The organism is Aminobacter sp. UC22_36 (genome assembly GCF_044056035.1).
In the GTDB taxonomy this organism is placed as follows: domain Bacteria; phylum Pseudomonadota; class Alphaproteobacteria; order Rhizobiales; family Rhizobiaceae; genus Aminobacter.
The window spans coordinates 4,891,391-4,910,210 of record NZ_CP171996.1 but is presented as its reverse complement, the minus strand read 5'-3'; the positions used below and the strand labels follow the sequence as shown (position 1 = coordinate 4,910,210).

General features: G+C 63.0%; 13 protein-coding genes, 1 pseudogene and 2 riboswitches. Of the genes and pseudogenes, 8 read left to right on the top strand and 6 right to left on the bottom strand.

The window, feature by feature from the left end:
- Window positions 1-43: 43 nt before the first annotated feature.
- Window positions 44-1,669, bottom strand: a complete 1,626-nt coding sequence (gene groL, locus ACHMW7_RS27515; protein WP_395448536.1) for a chaperonin GroEL — start codon at window positions 1,667-1,669, stop codon at window positions 44-46.
- Between the two features lie 39 nt (window positions 1,670-1,708).
- On the bottom strand, window positions 1,709-2,023 hold the full coding sequence (locus ACHMW7_RS27510; protein ID WP_395448535.1) for a co-chaperone GroES: 315 nt from the start codon (window positions 2,021-2,023) through the stop codon (window positions 1,709-1,711).
- Between the two features lie 258 nt (window positions 2,024-2,281).
- Here ACHMW7_RS27510 and ACHMW7_RS27505 point away from each other — a divergent pair, with 258 nt between their 5' ends.
- From ACHMW7_RS27505 to ACHMW7_RS27470, 8 genes and pseudogenes are all read left to right on the top strand, one after another.
- Window positions 2,282-2,509 (top strand): hypothetical protein, encoded by a 228-nt coding sequence (locus ACHMW7_RS27505; RefSeq protein ID WP_192567188.1) that lies wholly within the window; start codon window positions 2,282-2,284, stop codon window positions 2,507-2,509.
- A 679-nt stretch (window positions 2,510-3,188) separates the two neighbouring features.
- Window positions 3,189-3,401, top strand: a riboswitch (cobalamin riboswitch).
- A gap of 108 nt (window positions 3,402-3,509) precedes the next feature.
- Entirely contained in the window at window positions 3,510-6,395 is a 2,886-nt protein-coding gene (locus tag ACHMW7_RS27500; protein WP_395448534.1) for a ribonucleoside-diphosphate reductase subunit alpha, read from the top strand.
- Window positions 6,396-6,422: 27 nt separating this feature from the next.
- On the top strand, window positions 6,423-7,550 hold the full coding sequence (locus ACHMW7_RS27495) for a ribonucleotide-diphosphate reductase subunit beta (protein ID WP_395448533.1): 1,128 nt from the start codon (window positions 6,423-6,425) through the stop codon (window positions 7,548-7,550).
- On the top strand, window positions 7,541-7,786 hold the full coding sequence (locus ACHMW7_RS27490; RefSeq protein WP_395448532.1) for a hypothetical protein: 246 nt from the start codon (window positions 7,541-7,543) through the stop codon (window positions 7,784-7,786). The genes ACHMW7_RS27495 and ACHMW7_RS27490 overlap by 10 nt, the downstream gene beginning before the upstream one ends.
- A complete protein-coding gene (cobF, locus tag ACHMW7_RS27485) occupies window positions 7,783-8,541 on the top strand; it encodes a precorrin-6A synthase (deacetylating) (RefSeq protein WP_395448531.1) in 759 nt (252 codons plus the stop codon). Before ACHMW7_RS27490 ends, cobF begins: the two co-directional genes overlap by 4 nt.
- Window positions 8,542-8,655: 114 nt before the next feature.
- Window positions 8,656-12,466 (top strand): annotated as a pseudogene (gene metH / locus ACHMW7_RS27480) (methionine synthase).
- A gap of 75 nt (window positions 12,467-12,541) precedes the next feature.
- Window positions 12,542-12,748: riboswitch (cobalamin riboswitch) on the top strand.
- Window positions 12,749-12,864: 116 nt separating this feature from the next.
- Window positions 12,865-14,112, top strand: a complete 1,248-nt coding sequence (locus ACHMW7_RS27475; protein WP_395448530.1) for an aromatic ring-hydroxylating dioxygenase subunit alpha — start codon at window positions 12,865-12,867, stop codon at window positions 14,110-14,112.
- Between the two features lie 21 nt (window positions 14,113-14,133).
- Window positions 14,134-15,228: a 2Fe-2S iron-sulfur cluster-binding protein gene (locus ACHMW7_RS27470; RefSeq protein ID WP_395451458.1), complete on the top strand. Its 1,095-nt coding sequence runs from the start codon at window positions 14,134-14,136 to the stop codon at window positions 15,226-15,228.
- A gap of 12 nt (window positions 15,229-15,240) precedes the next feature.
- On the opposite strand, the gene ACHMW7_RS27465 is transcribed toward ACHMW7_RS27470, so the two are convergent.
- From ACHMW7_RS27465 to ACHMW7_RS27450, 4 genes are read right to left on the bottom strand one after another with little or no spacing between them, the layout of a single operon-like run.
- Window positions 15,241-15,999, bottom strand: a complete 759-nt coding sequence (locus tag ACHMW7_RS27465) for an ABC transporter ATP-binding protein (RefSeq protein WP_395448529.1) — start codon at window positions 15,997-15,999, stop codon at window positions 15,241-15,243.
- A complete protein-coding gene (locus ACHMW7_RS27460; RefSeq protein ID WP_395448528.1) occupies window positions 15,996-16,937 on the bottom strand; it encodes an iron chelate uptake ABC transporter family permease subunit in 942 nt (313 codons plus the stop codon). The genes ACHMW7_RS27465 and ACHMW7_RS27460 overlap by 4 nt, the downstream gene beginning before the upstream one ends.
- Entirely contained in the window at window positions 16,930-17,892 is a 963-nt protein-coding gene (locus ACHMW7_RS27455; protein WP_395448527.1) for an ABC transporter permease, read from the bottom strand. The genes ACHMW7_RS27460 and ACHMW7_RS27455 overlap by 8 nt, the downstream gene beginning before the upstream one ends.
- Window positions 17,892-18,797: a siderophore ABC transporter substrate-binding protein gene (locus ACHMW7_RS27450; RefSeq protein ID WP_395448526.1), complete on the bottom strand. Its 906-nt coding sequence runs from the start codon at window positions 18,795-18,797 to the stop codon at window positions 17,892-17,894. Before ACHMW7_RS27450 ends, ACHMW7_RS27455 begins: the two co-directional genes overlap by 1 nt.
- Between the last annotated feature and the right edge of the window lie 23 nt (window positions 18,798-18,820).

The window sequence follows — 18,820 nt, the reverse complement described above, 5'->3', positions numbered from 1 at the left end:
GTCACCATCCAGCCGCATGGCGGCCGGACGGTTCAGGCGTGGCTTAGTAACCCATGCCGGCTGGGTTGCCGCCGCTGGACGCTTCCTTCGCCGGAATGTCGGCGATCATGGCTTCGGCGGTAATCAGCAGGGCTGCGATCGAGCCAGCATCCTGCAGTGCCGTGCGAACGACCTTGGCGGGGTCGACAATGCCGGCCTTGATCATGTCGACATAGGTTTCCGTCTGCGCATTGAAGCCCAGATTGGCATCCTTGCCTTCCATCAACTTGCCGACGACGACGGAACCTTCGACACCGGCATTCTCGGCGATCTGCCGGATCGGTGCTTCGAGCGCCTTGAGCACGATCGAAATGCCGGCGGTGACATCGGCATTCGCACCGGTGAGCGTTTCAAGCACCGCCTTGGCGCGCAGCAGGGCCACGCCGCCGCCGGCAACGATGCCTTCTTCGACGGCCGCACGGGTGGCGTTGAGCGCGTCGTCGATGCGGTCCTTCTTTTCCTTGACCTCGGTTTCGGTCGCGCCGCCGACGCGGATGACGGCAACGCCACCGGCGAGCTTGGCCAAGCGCTCCTGCAGCTTTTCCTTGTCGTAGTCCGAGGTGGTTTCCTCGATCTGCATCTTCAGCTGGGCGATACGGGCGGCGATGCCGGCCTTGTCGCCGGAGCCGTCGATGATCGTGGTCGTGTCCTTGTCGATGAGCACGCGCTTTGCCCTGCCAAGCATGTCGATGGTGACATTCTCAAGCTTGATGCCGAGGTCCTCCGAGATCAGCTGGCCGGCGGTCAGAACCGCGATGTCCTCGAGCATGGCCTTGCGGCGATCGCCGAAGCCGGGCGCCTTGACGGCGGCGACCTTGAGGCCGCCACGCAGCTTGTTGACGACGAGTGTGGCCAAAGCCTCGCCTTCGACGTCTTCCGAGATGATGAGCAGCGGCTTGCCACTTTGCACAACGGCCTCGAGGATCGGCAGCATCGCCTGCAGATTGCCGAGCTTCTTCTCGTGGATGAGAATGTAGGGATCTTCCAGTTCGGCCCGCATCTTGTCGGCGTTGGTGACGAAGTAAGGGCTGAGATAGCCACGGTCGAACTGCATGCCTTCGACGACGTCGAGTTCGGTCTCGGCGGTCTTGGCTTCCTCGACGGTGATGACACCTTCATTGCCGACCTTGTCCATCGCCTTGGCGATCATGTCGCCGACGGTGGCATCGCCATTGGCGGCGATGGTGCCGACCTGGGCGATCTCGTCCGACGACTTGACCTTCTTGGCCCGCGCCTGGATGTCCTTGACCACGGCAGCGACAGCAAGATCGATGCCGCGCTTGAGGTCCATCGGGTTCATGCCCGCGGCCACCAGCTTGGCGCCCTCGCGCAGGATGGAGGCGGCGAGCACTGTTGCTGTCGTCGTGCCGTCGCCGGCGAGGTCGTTGGTCTTCGAGGCCACTTCGCGCACCATCTGCGCGCCCATATTCTCGAATTTGTCAGAAAGCTCGATCTCCTTGGCGACCGTGACACCGTCCTTGGTGATGCGCGGCGCACCATAGGCGCGGTCGATGATGACATTGCGGCCTTTCGGGCCGAGCGTTACCTTGACGGCGTTGTTGAGCAGTTCGACGCCACGCAACATGCGGTCGCGGGCATCGGTCGAAAATTTGATTTCCTTGGCAGACATGATTTTGGTCCAGTTCGTTCTTGAGGCGGCAGAGCCGGATCAGGCGGCTTTCTTGGCCGCTTCGCTCGTGTCGACGATGCCCATGACGTCGCCCTCTTTCATGATCAGGAGATCGGCGCCGTCGATCTTGACTTCGGTACCCGACCATTTGCCGAACAGCACGGTGTCGCCAGCCTTGACGTCGAGCGGGATCAGCTTACCGCTTTCGTCGCGCGTGCCTGGGCCAACGGCAATGACTTCGCCTTGCTGGGGCTTTTCCTTGGCATTGTCGGGAATGATGATGCCGCCTTTGGATGTGATATCGCCTTCGGCGCGCCGGATGACGACGCGGTCGTGAAGTGGTCGGAATTTCATGAAGATTCTTTCTGCAGTCGGCGCATAGGGGACCGCATCCTCTATGTACGCCCTTTGGCACTCGAATGACAGGAGTGCCAAAAATTATTCCGCAGGCGCCAGAGTATTCAAAAATAACAGGTGCCAGAGGCGCTTAAAAACCTGATTCAGTGACAAATAGCCGAGAAATTTGAATTCCGGGCTGAGAAACCTTATTTAAGGCGCAGTGGAATTTTTATTTTCCGCGCACGAAGAGGATTTCAGATATTGGATGTAGTCATGGAAAATTTTCTGGAAAAAGCTCAGTCTCGTTCGATCGAGGCACAGAAGAAGACAGCGGAGCGCAACAGCGCCATGGCCGAATATCAGTCGGAAGCAAAAGCCCGGGCCATCAAGACCGCAAAGTTGCGGGAATTGCGCTTGGCCAAGGACGAGGCTGACCGCGCCGCCGAGGCTCTGAAACCCGTAGAACCCAAGAAGAAGCGCGTAGCCCGCGCTGCAAAGTAGCAAGCGGCACCTGCCTGGCCGGACTGCCACAAACGACGCTCTAGTCTTTAAATCTACGCATCGTGCTTTCCGAAAGTTGTTTCCGATTTTCGAGCCGATGCGCTAGGCAGGATGGCCAGTCGGTCGGCGTCAGTTCGACGATGCCGGCCTTGCAACCGTCGGCAATCCTATTGTCTTATCCGACGCCCCTCCCCATATGAGCCCCATCGGCAGTCCGCCGGGAGTGAAACGCGCGTCGAGATACGATGTCGGGTTTTGCCGCGGATTGTTGAATTTGCCCTGATTGACGGCTGGCCGACCACGAATGTACCGGCGGTGTGCAAGTCTCAGGACCCAGAGGGAAGCGGGCTGGCGCCCGCTTTTTTCGTTTCTGGGGGGCTTCCTCCGGACTTAACGCCGCATCGGCGATGTCGCTCGAGCGCGAGCTTCTGTCCTTCGGCCGCGACCGCCTCGTCATCATCGTCACCCATCATCTCTTTTCGGCGCGTTCGGCCGACACGATCCGTGCTCGACGAAGGCAGGATCGTTGGTGTTGGCAGCCATGAACCCCTGAGTGCCGAGTGCTCGCTCTATCAGGCGCTGTGGCGCGACTACGTCAGGATTGATCGGCCGCCGGCGTTGAGTGGTCGAACAGGTGGAAATGATTTTTCCACCTGTTGACACGACACCAGTCAGTCATACTACATGTAGACATCGTGGTCTTCCGAGTTGATTCCAGCTCGGGAGCTAAGAGGGAAGCCGGTGAGCGATTTCGCAATGCCGGCGCTGCCCCCGCAACTGTAAGCAGTGAGTTGCTGTCGCGTAGTGCCACTGGCGCCAATGGGCGCTGGGAAGGCCAGACAGCGGTAATGACCTGTGAGCCAGGAGACCTGCCGCGATAGATTCTGAACGTCCACGGGCGGGGTGTCCGGTGGTGCGCTTGCGTTCTGCCGGCTTGCGCCGGTCGAAATCCGGCAGCGTCCGCTCGAGGCCCTTCGCCCCCAAACCATCGGGGAAGATGATGCCGGCGACCTCTACATTTCACAGCAACGGGACCGACAGGATACCGTCCGGGCTCAGCCAGAGTCCTAAGGCCGCGTCCGAACCTGGCTTCCGCGTCATCCGGCGCAACGGCTCGGTGACGCCATTCGATGCGACCAAGATCACTGTGGCGCTGACCAAGGCGTTTCTCGCCACAGAGGGCTCCGTGGCGGCGGGTTCGCGCCGCGTCCATGAGGTGGTCGAAGACATGACGGCACAGGTCGTCTCAGCCCTGACCCGGCGTGCCGACGCGGGCCGCACCTTCCACATCGAAGAAATCCAGGACCAGGTCGAACTGGCGCTGATGCGCTCGGAGCACCACAAGGTCGCCCGCGCTTATGTGCTCTACCGCGAGGAACGTGCGCGTGAGCGCGCCGCCGCCAAGGTTGTGTCGGTCGAGGTCGCCGCACCGGCGCTCCAGGTCAAGGCCGATGACGGCAGCCTGGCTCCGCTGGACGAGACGCGCCTAGCCCGTATCGTCGATGAGGCCTGCGCCGGGCTCGAGGCCGTCTCGGCGGCTGCCATCCTGGCCGAGACCAGGCGCAATCTCTATGACGGCATCACCGTGGACGAGCTTTCGCTGGCGCCGATCCTCGCCGCGCGCACGCTTGTCGAGACCGAGCCGAACTACGCCTTCGTCAGCGCCCGGCTTTTGCTGGACCGGTTGCGGCGCGAGGCGCTGAGCTTCGTCTCCGGCAGGCCGGAGCAGGCCACCCAGGCCGAAATGACCGAGCGCTACGCCTCCTATTTCCCCGCCTTCATCACCACCGGCATCAAGGCCGAATTGATCGACCCCGAACTTGGCCGTTTCGACCTTGCCAGGCTGAGTGCCGCGCTTAAACCCGAGTGCGACCTGCAGTTCCAGTATCTTGGCCTGCAGACGCTTTATGACCGTTATTTCCTGCACACCAGGGGCAAGCGTTTCGAACTGCCGCAGGCCTTCTTCATGCGCGTGGCGATGGGCCTGGCTGGGCGCGAGATCGACCGCGAGAGCCGCGCCATCGAGTTCTATGACCTGTTGTCGTCCTTCGATTTCATGGCCTCGACGCCGACGCTGTTCAATTCCGGCACGCTGCGCCCGCAATTGTCCTCCTGCTTCCTGACTACCGTCGCCGACGACCTCGACGGCATCTTCAAGGCGGTGAAGGACAATGCGCTGCTCGCCAAATATTCCGGTGGGCTCGGCAACGACTGGACCCCGGTGCGCGGCCTCGGCGCCCACATCAAGGGCACCAATGGCGAGAGCCAGGGTGTGGTGCCGTTCCTCAAGGTGGCCAACGACACGGCGATTGCCGTCAACCAGGGCGGTAAGCGCAAGGGTGCTGTCTGCGCCTATCTCGAAACCTGGCATGTCGACATCGAGGAATTCCTCGACCTCAGGAAGAACACCGGCGACGACCGTCGCCGCACCCACGACATGAACACCGCCAACTGGGTGCCGGACCTGTTCATGGAGCGCGTCGAGGCCGATGGCGCATGGACGCTGTTTTCGCCCGACGAGGTGCCCGACCTGCACGATCTCTATGGCACGGCATTCAAGGCGGCCTACGAAGCCTACGAGGTGAAGGCTCTGGCTGGTGGCATCAAGGTGTTCCGCACGGTCAAGGCGCTCGACCTGTGGCGCAAGATGCTAACCATGCTGTTTGAAACCGGGCATCCATGGATCACCTTCAAGGACCCCTGCAATATCCGTTCGCCACAAGGCCACATCGGCGTCGTGCATTCGTCGAACCTCTGCACCGAAATCACCCTCAACACCTCGAAGGACGAGGTCGCCGTCTGCAATCTCGGTTCGGTCAATCTCGCCAATCACATCGCAGCCGAAGGTCTCGACCTCGACCGTCTCGCCCGCACCGTGAAGACGGCGATGCGCATGCTCGACAATGTCATCGACATCAATTTCTACACCATCCCCGAAGCGAGGCGCTCCAACCTGCAGCATCGTCCGGTCGGCCTCGGTCTGATGGGCTTCCAGGATGCCTTGCAGGCGCTGAAGATCCCCTATGCCTCCGATCAGGCGGTGGCCTTCGCCGACGCCAGCATGGAAACGATCTCCTATAACGCGATTTCGGCGTCTTGCGACCTTGCTGCCGAGCGCGGGCGTTATCCGAGTTTTGACGGTTCGCTGTGGTCGAAGGGCATCCTGCCGATCGATTCCATCGACCTGCTGGCCAAGGCGCGCCCCGGTGTCGACATGGACCGGGCATTGACGCTCGACTGGGATGCCTTGCGCAAGCGCGTCAGGAAGACAGGCATGCGCAACTCAAACACCATGGCCATCGCGCCGACGGCGACCATCTCCAACATTTGCGGTGTCGCGCAGTCGATCGAGCCGGCCTACCAGAACCTGTTCGTCAAATCGAACATGTCCGGCGACTTCACCGTGGTCAACGCGGCACTGGTGCATGAGCTGAAGGCGCGCGGCCTTTGGGACGAGGTCATGGTCTCCGACCTCAAATATTTCGACGGCTCGATCGGCCAGATCGACCGCATCCCCGACGATCTCAAGGCGCTCTTCGCTACCGCCTTCGAGATCGACAGTGTCTGGCTGATCGAAGCGGCGTCGCGTCGGCAGAAATGGATCGACCAGGCCCAGTCGCTCAACCTCTACATCGCCAATCCGAGCGGCAAGAAGCTCGACGCGCTCTACCGTCTGGCATGGAACAAGGGCCTGAAGACGACCTACTATTTGCGCTCGCGCTCGGCCTCGCATGTCGAGAAGTCGACGCTGAAGGGCACCGACGGCAAGCTCAATTCCGTCTCCGCTGTCGCTGTTGCAGCGTCAGCCCCAATCATCGTCAACGCCGATGCCGCATGGGGCAAGGCCTGCGCCATCGACGATCCCGAATGTGAAGCCTGCCAGTAAGCGGCGATCAGGAAGAGGAACAACAAGATGCTCGACTGGTCTGATCCAAAGGCTGCCGCCGCAACCATCCACCCCGCCTTCACAGGCGACGTCCCGCTTGCCGATGCCACCGGGCTGGGTGTGATCGAACGCGGTGGCTGCCGCGTCCGCGTCGACGACAAGCGCATGATCAACGCCCGTGCCGACGTGAACCAGCTTCTGCCGCTCAAATACCGCTGGGCCTGGGAGAAATATCTCGCCGGCTGCAACAATCACTGGATGCCGACCGAAGTGTCGATGCAGGCCGACATCGCCCTGTGGAAGTCGAAGGATGGGCTGACCGACGACGAACGGCGCATGATCAAGCGCAATCTCGGCTTCTTTGCCGCGTCGGAGAGCCTGGTTGCCAACAACATCGTGCTGGCCATCTACCGCCACCTCACCAATCCCGAATGCCGGCAATATCTGCTGCGCCAGGCCTTCGAGGAGGCGGTGCACACCCACACCTTCCAGTACATCGTGGAGAGCCTCAGCCTGGACGAGGGCGAGCTGTTCAACATGTACCGCGAGGTGCCTTCGATCACCGACAAGGCGGCATGGGCGCTGAAGCACACCCAGCATCTCGACGACCCGGATTTCAGGACCGGCACGCCCGAGGCCGACCAGGCTTTCCTGCGCGACCTCGTCGCCTTCTACGTCATCTTCGAGGGCATGTGGTTCTACACCGGTTTCGCCCAGATATTGTCCTTGGGCCGGCGCAACAAGATGGTCGGCATAGCCGAACAATACCAGTACATCCTGCGCGACGAGTCGATCCATCTCAACTTCGGCATCGACGTCATCAACCAAATCAAGCACGAGAACCCGCATCTGTGGACGCCGGCGTTCCAGGACGAGATCCGCGGCATGATCCGCACGGCGGCCGAGCTTGAGGCTTCCTATGGCCGCGATACGATGCCGCGCGGTTTCCTCGGCCTCAATGCAGCGCTTTGCGAAACTTACATGCACTTCATCGCCAACCGGCGCTGCGCCCAGCTCGGCCTGCAGCCGGTCTTCGCCGAAGTCGAGAATCCTTTCCCGTGGATGTCGGAGGCGATGGACCTCAAGAAGGAGAAAAACTTCTTCGAAACCCGCGTCATCGAATACCAGAACGGTGGAGCTCTGGCATGGGACTGAACTGGAACCGTCCTACCGTTGCTCCGGTCATGCCCGAACCCGAACAGGTGTTCCTGGCGTGGCTGGTCGCGCAACCTGAAGGCGGCAATCTTTACGAGGCCGCATCGCGACAGGCCAGCCGCCTCGCCGAGTATGCGGGTGGGCATCCGGGTCCAAGGCAGCTCAGGCAATTGTTCCTCGACCTCGCCGCCGAGCTTGGCGGTGGCACGGCGGGCGGCAGGGCCATGCCGTCATGAAGCGAAAGATTCTTGTCATCGGCATCGGTGCGGGCAATCCCGACTATGTCACGATCCAGGCTGTCGATGCCCTCAACCGCGTCAACGTCTTCTTCATCCCCAACAAGGGTATCGAGAAGGACGGGCTGGCACGTGTCAGGCGCGAGATCTGCGAACGCTTCATCCGCGACCAGAGCTATCGCACCGTCGCGTTCGACGTGCCGCGCCGCCGGCCGGCGGCGGAGGACTACGGCACCGCCGTGGCGGATTGGCACGACGCTGTCGAAGGCGTCTACCAACAGCTGCTGATGGAGGAACTCGAGGAAGACGAGTGCGGCGCGTTCCTGGTCTGGGGCGATCCGACGCTCTACGACAGCACCTTGCGCATCCTCGATCGACTGCAGGCCAAGGGTGGTTTCGAACTCGAATATGATGTCATTCCTGGTATCACCAGCGTCCAGGCGCTTGCCGCCCGGCACAAGGTCGCGCTGAACAAGATCGGCCAGTCGATCGCCATCACCACCGGTCGCAAGCTTGCAGAGGGTTTTCCCAACAATGCCGACAGCGTCGTGGTCATGCTCGATGGCGAAGGCGCCTTCGCCGGTCTCGATGGGGATCTCGATATCTGGTGGGGTGCCTATGTCGGCACGCCTGATGAAATCCTGGTGTCGGGCAAATTGCGCGAGGTCGTCGGCGACATCGAGCGCATCCGCAAGCAGGCGCGCGAGCGAAATGGCTGGATCATGGACACCTACCTGCTGAAACAACAGGAGTAGCCCGTGGGCTGGGCGCATAACGCGCGGTCGCAAATACGATAACGATGCTCTCGACATATTGACATAAAGATGTCTTTATGTGACCTGACGGCTTTGTCGCCGAAAGGATGAAAAGTGTCGCAAAACGCCACCTCGCTCGACGCCCTGTTTGGGTCGGTTGCCGCCAAGCCTGACGGCTCGGAGGTGCTTGCGGCGCTGAAAGCTGCGGCGCGCGAACGCATCCTGATCCTTGATGGCGCGATGGGCACCCAGATCCAGGGGCTCGGCTTCAACGAGGATCATTTCCGCGGCGACAAGTTCACCGGTTGCGCCTGCTACCAGCAGGGCAACAACGACCTTTTGATCCTGTCGCAGCCCAAGGCGATCGAGGAGATCCACTACAAATACGCCATCGCCGGCGCCGACGTCATCGAGACCAACACGTTTTCGTCGACCTCCATCGCCCAGGCCGATTACGGCATGGAGGACATGGTCTATGAGCTCAACCGCGACGGCGCGCGGCTGGTCCGCCGCGCCGTCATCCGGGCGCAGCAGGAGGACGGCAAGCGCCGTTTCGTTGCCGGCGCGCTCGGGCCGACCAACCGCACCGCCTCGATCTCGCCCGACGTCAACAATCCCGGCTACCGCGCAGTCACCTTCGACGACCTGCGCATCGCTTATGGCGAACAGCTGCGCGGCCTGATCGACGGCGGCGCCGACATCATCCTGATCGAGACCATCTTCGATACGCTCAACGCCAAGGCGGCGATCTTTGCCTGCGATGAGATCTTCATCGAAAAGGGCGTACGCCTGCCGGTGATGATTTCGGGCACCATCACCGACTTGTCCGGCCGTACGCTGTCCGGCCAGACGCCGTCGGCCTTCTGGAATTCGATCCGCCATGCCGATCCGTTTACGGTCGGGCTCAACTGCGCGCTCGGTGCGGCCGCCATGCGCCCGCATCTGGCCGAACTGTCCGATGTCGCCGAGACCTTCATCTGCGCCTATCCCAATGCCGGCCTGCCCAACGCCTTCGGCCAGTATGACGAGAGCCCGGAATTCATGGCCGCGCAGGTCGAGGAGTTCGCGCGCGAGGGCTTCATCAACATCGTCGGCGGCTGCTGCGGCTCGACGCCGGAGCATATCCGCGCCATCGCCGAAGCAGTGGCCAAATATCCGCCGCGCCAGGTGCCGGAGCTCAAGCCGCAGATGCGCCTGTCGGGTCTCGAGCCGTTCACGCTTACCGACGAGATTCCCTTCGTCAATGTCGGCGAGCGCACCAACGTCACCGGTTCGGCCAAGTTCCGCAAACTGGTGACTGCCGGCGATTACGCCGCAGCGCTCGACGTCGCCCGCGACCAGGTCGTCAATGGCGCGCAGATCATCGACATCAACATGGATGAGGGCCTGATCGACTCGAAGAAGGCGATGGTCGAGTATCTCAACCTGATCGCCGCCGAACCCGACATCGCGCGTGTGCCCGTAATGATCGACAGCTCCAAATGGGAGGTCATCGAGGCCGGGCTGAAATGCGTCCAGGGCAAGCCGATCGTCAATTCGATCTCGATGAAGGAGGGCGAAGAGGCCTTCCTGCATCACGCCAGGCTTTGCCGCGCCTATGGCGCCGCCGTCGTCGTCATGGCCTTCGACGAGCAGGGCCAGGCCGACACCAGGGCGCGCAAGGTCGAGATATGCACCCGCGCCTACAAGCTTCTGACCGAGCAGGCCGGCTTCGCGCCGGAAGACATCATCTTCGACCCCAACATCTTCGCGGTCGCCACCGGCATCGAGGAGCACGACAATTACGGCGTCGACTTCATCGAGGCGACCCGCGAGATCACTGCGACCCTGCCGCATGTCCACATCTCGGGCGGCGTGTCCAACCTGTCGTTTTCCTTCCGCGGCAATCGAGCCGGTGCGCGAAGCCATGCACGCCGTGTTCCTCTACCACTGCATCCAGGTCGGCATGGACATGGGCATCGTCAATGCCGGCCAGCTTGCCGTCTATGAATCGATTGATCCGGAGCTGCGCGAGGCCTGCGAGGACGTCGTGCTCAACCGCGCGCCCAAGGCCGGCGGCACCGCCACCGAGCGGCTGCTGGAACTGGCGGAACGCTACAAGGGCACGGCCGGCAAGGAGGCCAAGGAGCGTGATCTCGCCTGGCGCGACTGGCCGGTCGAGAGCCGCATCAGCCACGCGCTGGTCAATGGCATCACCGAGTTCATCGATGCCGACACCGACGAGGCGCGGCTGAGGGCGGAGCGTCCGCTGCATGTCATCGAAGGTCCGCTGATGGCCGGCATGAATGTCGTCGGCGACCTGTTCGGCGCCGGCAAGATGTTCCTGCCGCAGGTCGTCAAGTCGGCACGCGTCATGAAGCAGGCGGTGGCCGGCTTGCTGCCACATATGGAGGCGGAGAAGCTCGCCAACGCCGCCAACGGCATCGACAATGGCGAACGCCAGACCGCCGGCAAGATCCTGATGGCGACGGTCAAAGGCGACGTCCACGACATCGGCAAGAACATCGTCGGCGTCGTGCTCGCCTGCAACAATTACGAGATCATCGACCTCGGCGTCATGGTGCCGGCAACCAAGATCCTGCAGGTCGCCAGGGACGAAAAGGTCGACATCATCGGCCTTTCCGGCCTGATCACGCCGTCACTCGACGAGATGGCGCATGTCGCTGCTGAAATGGAGCGCGAAGGTTTCGACATTCCGCTTTTGATCGGTGGTGCCACCACCAGCCGCGTCCACACGGCGGTGAAGATCCATCCGCGCTATCACAGCGGCCAGACCGTCTACGTGACCGACGCCAGCCGTGCGGTCGGCGTGGTGTCCAACCTGTTGTCGTCGGAGGCCAAGGCCGGCTATGTCGAGACCATTCAGGCTGAATACCAGAAGGTCGCCGACGCCCATCACCGCTCGGAGGCCGACAAGCAACGGCTGCCGCTGGCCAAGGCGCGTGCCAATGCGCACAAGGTCGACTGGGCGTCCTACACGCCGCCCAAGCCATCCTTCCTCGGTACCAGGGTGTTCGAAGGCTGGGATCTGGCCGAGCTTGCCCGCTACATCGACTGGACGCCGTTCTTCCAGACCTGGGAGCTCAAGGGCCGTTACCCCAAGATCCTCGACGACGAGAAGCAGGGTCCTGCGGCGCGCCAGCTGTTCGAGGACGCGCAGGCAATGCTGAAGAAGATCATCGACGAGAAGTGGTTCGCGCCCAAGGCGGTCATCGGCTTCTGGCCGGCCAATGCCGTCGGCGACGACGTCAGGCTGTTCACCGACGAGGCGCGTAAAAAGGAACTTGGCACCTTCTTCACCCTGCGCCAGCAGCTGACCAAGCGCGACGGCAAGGCCAATGTCGCGCTGGCCGATTTCATCGCGCCTCTGGGGAGCGGCAAGCCGGACTATCTCGGCGGCTTTGTCGTCACATCAGGCATCGAGGAAGTGGCGATCGCCGAGCGTTTCGAACGTGCCAATGACGACTACTCCTCGATCATGGTCAAGGCGCTGGCCGACCGTTTCGCCGAGGCCTTCGCCGAGCGCATGCATGAAAAGGTGCGCAAGGAGTTCTGGGGTTATGCGCCGGATGAAAACCTGGCGCCTGACGATCTGATCGGCGAGCCATATCGCGGTATCCGGCCGGCGCCGGGCTATCCGGCCCAGCCCGACCATACCGAAAAGGTGACGCTGTTCCGCCTGCTCGACGCGGAGAAGAACGCCAGTGTCAGCCTGACCGAGAGCATGGCGATGTGGCCGGGCTCCTCGGTCTCAGGTATCTATCTGGCGCATCCCGAGAGCTACTATTTCGGTGTCGCCAAGGTCGAGCGCGACCAGGTCGAAGACTATGCCCGGCGCAAGGACATGACCATCGCCGAAGTCGAACGCTGGCTCGGGCCGATCCTTAACTACATACCGGCCTCATTCGCCGAGGCGGCCGAATAGCGTTCGCGGGCTCTGTCGCCTTTGCGCTGAGCCCGTGTCGTTTTCGTGCTCGTGTCCGGCCAGCTTTCCGTGGTCTGATCAGAACATGTTCAAGGTGCTGCTTCGCGTGAGACGAAGCGGAGAATTGGGAAGCCGGTGAGATGCCGGCGCTGCCCCCGCAACGGTGGCGGAGTTTGTTGTTTCGACGGGAGACCACTGGGCCTGAAGGCCTGGGAAGGTGTCGAAACAGTCCGAAAGGACAGCTCCGGAGCCCGGAAACCAGCCTTGAACCTGAAACAACTCGACTGATCGCGGTGGGCGGTCAAGAGGCGGATCGTTGCTGCGCGGACCTTGTGTCCGCCAGGCAGTCGTTCTTCCCGACATCACCACCAGTTCAGTCCTTGGCATGAGGACAGGACATGGACACGAAGAACGAAATGCTGAGGCTGCTGCGCGGACGCCGTGACGGGTTCAGCCTCGAGCAGCCCTTCTACACCGATCCGGATTTCTTCCGGGTCGACATGGAGCTGATCTGGTATCGCGACTGGCTGTTTGTCGGCCATGACTGCGAACTGGCCAAACCGGGCAGCTTCTTCACCGTCCAGATCGGCGACTATCCCGTCGTGCTCGTCCGTGACCAGAAGGGCGAGCTTCGTGCCTTCCACAATTCCTGCCGCCACCGCGGCAGCCGTGTCTGCGCGACGGAAAAGGGCACGGCGGCCAAGCTTGTCTGTCCTTACCACCAGTGGACCTATGAGCTCGACGGCCGGCTGCTGTTCGCGCGCCAGATGGCGGAAGGCTTCGACAAGAGCCAGTTCGGCCTGAAGCCGGTCGCCTGCGAATCCGTTGGCGGCTACATCTTCATCTGCCTCGCCGACGAGCCGGCCGACTTCGCGCCGATGCGGGCTTTGGTCGAGCCCTACCTTCTGCCGCACCGGCTGCGCGAGGCGAAGGTTGCCTTTGAAAGCACCATCGTCGAGAAGGGCAACTGGAAGCTGGTCTGGGAAAACAACCGCGAGTGCTATCATTGCGCCGCAAACCATCCCGAGCTGTGCAAGACCTTCCCCGAGGCGCCGACGGTCACCGGCGTCAACGGTGCCGAGAGCGATCCCGAAATGCTGGCGCACTGGGCAAAGTGCGAAGCGGCAGGGCTGCCGAGCAAGTTCCGCATCGATGCCGGCGGCCAGTACCGGGCGACGCGCGCGCCGTTGTTGCGCGATGCGGTGAGCTACACCCTGTCCGGCAAGCGCGCTGTGCAACGAAATCTCTCAGATAGCGTGTCGGCCGACAGGATTGGCACGCTTCTGCTCTATCACTATCCGACGACCTGGAACCATGTGCTCGGCGACCACGCCGTCACCTTCCGCGTGCTGCCGATCAGCGCCACCGAAACGGCAGTCACCACCAAGTGGCTGGTTCACAAGGATGCCGTCGAGGGCGTCGACTACGATCTTGCCGAACTGACCCATGTCTGGACCGAGACCAACGACCAGGACCGCCGCATCGTCGAGGAAAACGCCTTCGGCATCAAATCGCCGGCCTACGAGCCCGGGCCCTATTCGGTCGAGCACGAGGGCGGGGTCATGCAGTTCATCGAATGGTACGCCAATTTCATCGAGCCGCGGCTGGCCGATGACGGCAAGCCGGCATTGCGCAACGTTGCCTGAGCAGGAGGAGGCATGAACGCGATGTCCGATCTCGGCCTTTACCGCAACCTAGACGAGATGGTGCCCTGGAACGACAGGCTTCAGGTTCTGGAGGTCATCGGCGTCACCGACGAGGCGCCCGACGTCAAGACCTTCACCTTCCGCTCCGACAACCAGACCTGGTTCCGCTACAAGCCCGGCCAGTTCGTGACGCTCGAGCTGCCGGTCGACCCGGTGCCTGTCATGCGTACCTACACGCTGTCGTCCAGCCCGTCGCGGCCGTTCTCCATCGCCGTCACCGTCAAGGCGCAGGCGGGCAGTGTCGGCACGCGCTGGATGTTCGACCATTTGAGGCCGGGCGTCCGCATCAAGGCCTATGGCCCTTCGGGCGACTTCTCGCTGCACCAGCATCCGGCCGCCAAATATCTCTTCGTCTCCGCCGGCTCCGGCATCACGCCGATGATGTCGATGCTGCGCTGGCTCAACGACTGCGCGCCGTGGACGGACGTTTCCTTCGTCAATTGTGCAAGGCGGCCGGAAGAGATCATCTTCCGTAAGGAGCTTGAGCTGCTCGGCACCCATATGCCCGGCCTGTCGCTCGGTTTCATGATCGAGGAACGGTCGAGCCGCGAGGGCTGGTTCGGCCATATGGGGCGCATCGATGCGGTGCGGCTCCCGCTGCTGTCGCCCGATTTCCGCGAGCGCGAGGTGTTCTGCTGCGGCCCCGATCCTTTCATGCGCGCCGTGCGCGGCATGCTGGAAGCGTCGGGCTTCGACATGGCCAGCTACCATCAGGAGAGCTTCGCCGCACCAATCATCGAGGAGGTCCCGGCACCTTTCCCGACACCAGGCGAGGGCGGGTTCGAAGCAGAAGAAGTCATCCCGGTCCGCTTCTCACTGTCGGACATCGATGCCGACTGCCTGGCCGGCCAGACCGTGCTGCAGACGGCACGCGCCTCGGGCGTGCGGATCCCGGCGGCGTGCGAGTTCGGCCTGTGTGGCACCTGCAAGGTCAGGAAGCTCTCCGGCGAGGTCGAGATGAGCCACAATGGCGGCATCCTCGATCACGAGATCGAAGACGGCTTCATCCTCGCTTGCTGCTCGAAGCCGCTGTCGGCCATCGAGGTCGAAGCATAATGCGCCGTGCCGTTAGCGGTGGTGCAGCACCAGCGGCGCGCCACCGACGTCGATGACGTTCATGTCGTAGCCGAAAACCTGGGCGAGCACGTCCGGCCGCAACACCTCCGCCGGCGATCCGTCGGCGACGATGCGTCCTGATTTCATCGCCACGATGCGGTCGGCATAGACGGCGGCATGGTTGATGTCGTGCAGCACCACGATCACGGTACGCTTGTCGTCGTCAGCTGCCGCGCGCAGGTCGCGCATCAACTGGCGGGCAAACAGCATGTCGAGATTGTTCAGCGGCTCGTCGAGCAGCATGTAGTCGGTGCCCTGGCAGAAGGCCATGGCGACCATGGCGCGCTGGCGCTGGCCGCCCGAAAGATTATCGAGAAAGCGGTCGGCGAGATCCATCAGGCCGAACTGCTGCAGTGCCGCCTCGATCAGCTTCAGGTCATTTGCGTTGATGCGCCCGCGCTGGTGCGGAAAGCGGCCGAAGCCGACAAGTTCGCGCACCTTGAGCCGGCTTGCCACCGCCGGGTCCTGACGCAGGATGGCGAGCGTCCTGGCCAGCTGCCGGCTCGGCGTCGTGTCGACCGGCAGCCCGTCGACCGAAATGGATCCGCTCTGCAGCGGCTGCAGCCGGGCGATCAGCGACAACAGGCTCGACTTGCCGGCGCCGTTGGGCCCGACGAGCGCCGTCACGCCGCCCTTGGGCATGGTCAGCGACACATTCTCAAGGATCTGCGTGTCGCCGAGGCGAAGCGAAACGTTGTTGATCTCGATCATCGTTTGCTCGTTGTGATCAGCATAACCAGGAACACCAGGCCCCCCACGAATTCGATGACGACGCCGAGCGTCGCAGCACCACCCAGCACGTGCTGCAGCAACATCTGGGCGCCGAGCAGCACGACGACTGCCGTCAGCATCGCCGCCGGCAACAGCAGGTGGTGGCGCCGGCTGTTGACGATGCGCTCGGCCAGCGCCACGACCAGCAGCCCAAAGAAGGTCACCGGCCCGACCAGTGCGGTCGACACCGCAACCAGTGCCGCGACCAGCAGCAGCAGGCCGGCCAGCGCTTTGGTCCAGTCGACGCCGAGCCCGGTGGCGCTGTCAGCCCCGAGAGCAACGATGTCGAGCAAACGGCGCAGGCGCCAGATGATGACGGCGGCAATCGTTGTCACCGCCAGGCCGACGACGACGAGGTCCGGCCGCACGGTGTTGAAATCGGCGAAGCTCGACCCCTGGACGACGGCGAATTCGTTCGGGTCGATCAGCCGGGCGATCAGCATTGCGAGGCTGCGGAACAGCACACCCAGCACCACGCCGGTCAGCAGCAGCAGGCCGATGTCGAAACGCCGGCGCAGCATCGGCAGAAACAGTAGCAGCGCCATGACCATCATCAGGCCGGCCTCGCCGGCGAATTTCAGGCGCGGGTCGAGCGCGACATAGCCAACACTGCCGAGCGTCAGCACAAGCGCCATCTGTCCGAACAGATAGAGCGCATCGAGCCCCATGATCTGCGGCGTCAGCACCCGGTTCGCCGTCACCGTCTGGAATACCACCGTCGAGATTGCGATCGCGACACCGACCTGGACCAGAGTCACCAGCCGCACCGCGCGCAGTTCGAGCGCGAAGCCGATATTGCCACGCAATCCGACGGTCATGAAGGCGACAGCCACGACCACTGCAAGGGCCGCCAGTATCAGGAGACGTTTGTCAGGCACGCTGGGTCCGCCCGAACAGGATCCACAGGAACAGCCCCGAACCGACGACACCGAGCACCGTGCCGACAGGAATTTCATAGGGGTAGCGGATGAGGCGGCCGATGATGTCGCAGGCGAGCAGCAGCACCGCACCTGTCACCGCCACCCAGGGCAGGGCGCTTTTCAGATTGTCGCCCATCAGCCGGGACACGAGGTTCGGCACCACCAGCCCGACGAAGGGGATCATGCCGACGACGACGACGGCCAGCGATGAGATCACTGCCACCATGACCAGGCCGAGCTGGACGATGCGCTGGTAGTCGAGGCCGAGCCCGAGGCTGACCTCTCTACCCATCGAGGCGATGGTCAGCCGGTCGGCGACCCACCAGGCCAGCGCCACCATGGCGGCCGTGATCCACAACAGCTCGTAGCGGCCGCGCAGCACGCCGGAGAACTCGCCATTGGTCCAGACGTCGACATATTGCAGCAGGTCGGTCTGCCAGGCGATGAAGGTCACCGCGGCCCCGATGACACCGCCATAGACGAGGCCGAACAGCGGAATGAGAAATGGCTGCGTCGGCGGCAGCCGATGCGCGATGGTGAGGAAAATCGATGTGCCGGCAAGGGCGGTCACACTGGCGCCCAGCGTCTTCATCGCGATCGAGGCGGTTGGAAACAGCAAGGTCACGGCAAGCACACCCAGGGCAGCACTTTGGCCCGTACCCGTGGTGATCGGCTCGACGAAGCGGTTGCGCACCAGGATCTGCAGCACCAGCCCGGCGATAGCCAGGCCGGCACCGGTCAGCACCACGGCGACCGTTCGCGGCAGGCGGCTGACCAGCAGCAGCTGCAGTGCGCCAGCATCGGTGAACACGCTGCCCATCGGCAGGTCATCGACGCCGATGCACAGGCTTACGGCAAAAAGCCCGACGAGCCCGGCGGCGACGAGCAGCCGGGCGTTGGGCAACGGTGTCATCACTTGGCCTTAGCGAAAGCTTGCTCAATGGCCGAAAGCACGCGGTGCGTCGACTGCACGCCGCCGGCAGCGATGTAGAAGTCGGGCGACGGCAGGAAGATCACCTGGCCCTTCTTCCAGGCGGTCGTCTGGGCCACCAGCTCATTGTCCAGCGTCGCCTTGGCGCCCTGGTCGTTCGAGCCGATCGCCGCGGCGCGGTCGAGAACCAGCAGCCAGTCCGGGTTGGTCTTGCTGATGAATTCGAACGAGATCGCCTCGCCATGTGTTGCCGCCTCGACGTCGGCGACAGCCGGCTCGAGGTCAAGTGTCTTATGCACCCAGCCGAAGCGCGAACCCGGGCCATAGGCGGTGATCTTCGGGCCGTTGGTCATCAGGATCAGCGCCTTGCCCTTGCCCTTGACGGCCTGCCTTGCGGCTTCGACGGCGGCATCCAGCTCCTTGGCGGCGGCGGCGGCCTCGTCCGGCTTGGCGAACAGCTCACCATAGGCGGCAAGCCGCTCCTTGGCCTGGGCCACCAGGTCGTCGCCATCCATGGTCATGTCGATGGTCGGGGCGACGCGCGACGTCGCCTCGACCTGCGTCGACGAGCGGCCGCCGACGATCACCAGGTCGGGGGCGAGCGCATTCAGCGCCTCGAGGTCCGGCTCGAACAGCGTGCCGACAACTGTGGCGCCCTTGGCGACGTCGGCGAGTTCCGGCACGAACAGCTTGTCGGGAATGCCGGCCGGCTGGATGCCGAGGCGGGTCAGCGTGTCGATTGCGGCGATGTCATAGACGGCGACCTTGGCCGGCACCTTGTCGATGGTCTTGGGGCCGGTCGCGGTGGTGATCTCGATGGCGAAGGCGGGTGCCGTGGCAATTGCCAGTGTCGCCGCAAGATTGGCCAGCAGCCGAACAAACTTCATCTTTTGTCTCCGTCCTGGTGGAT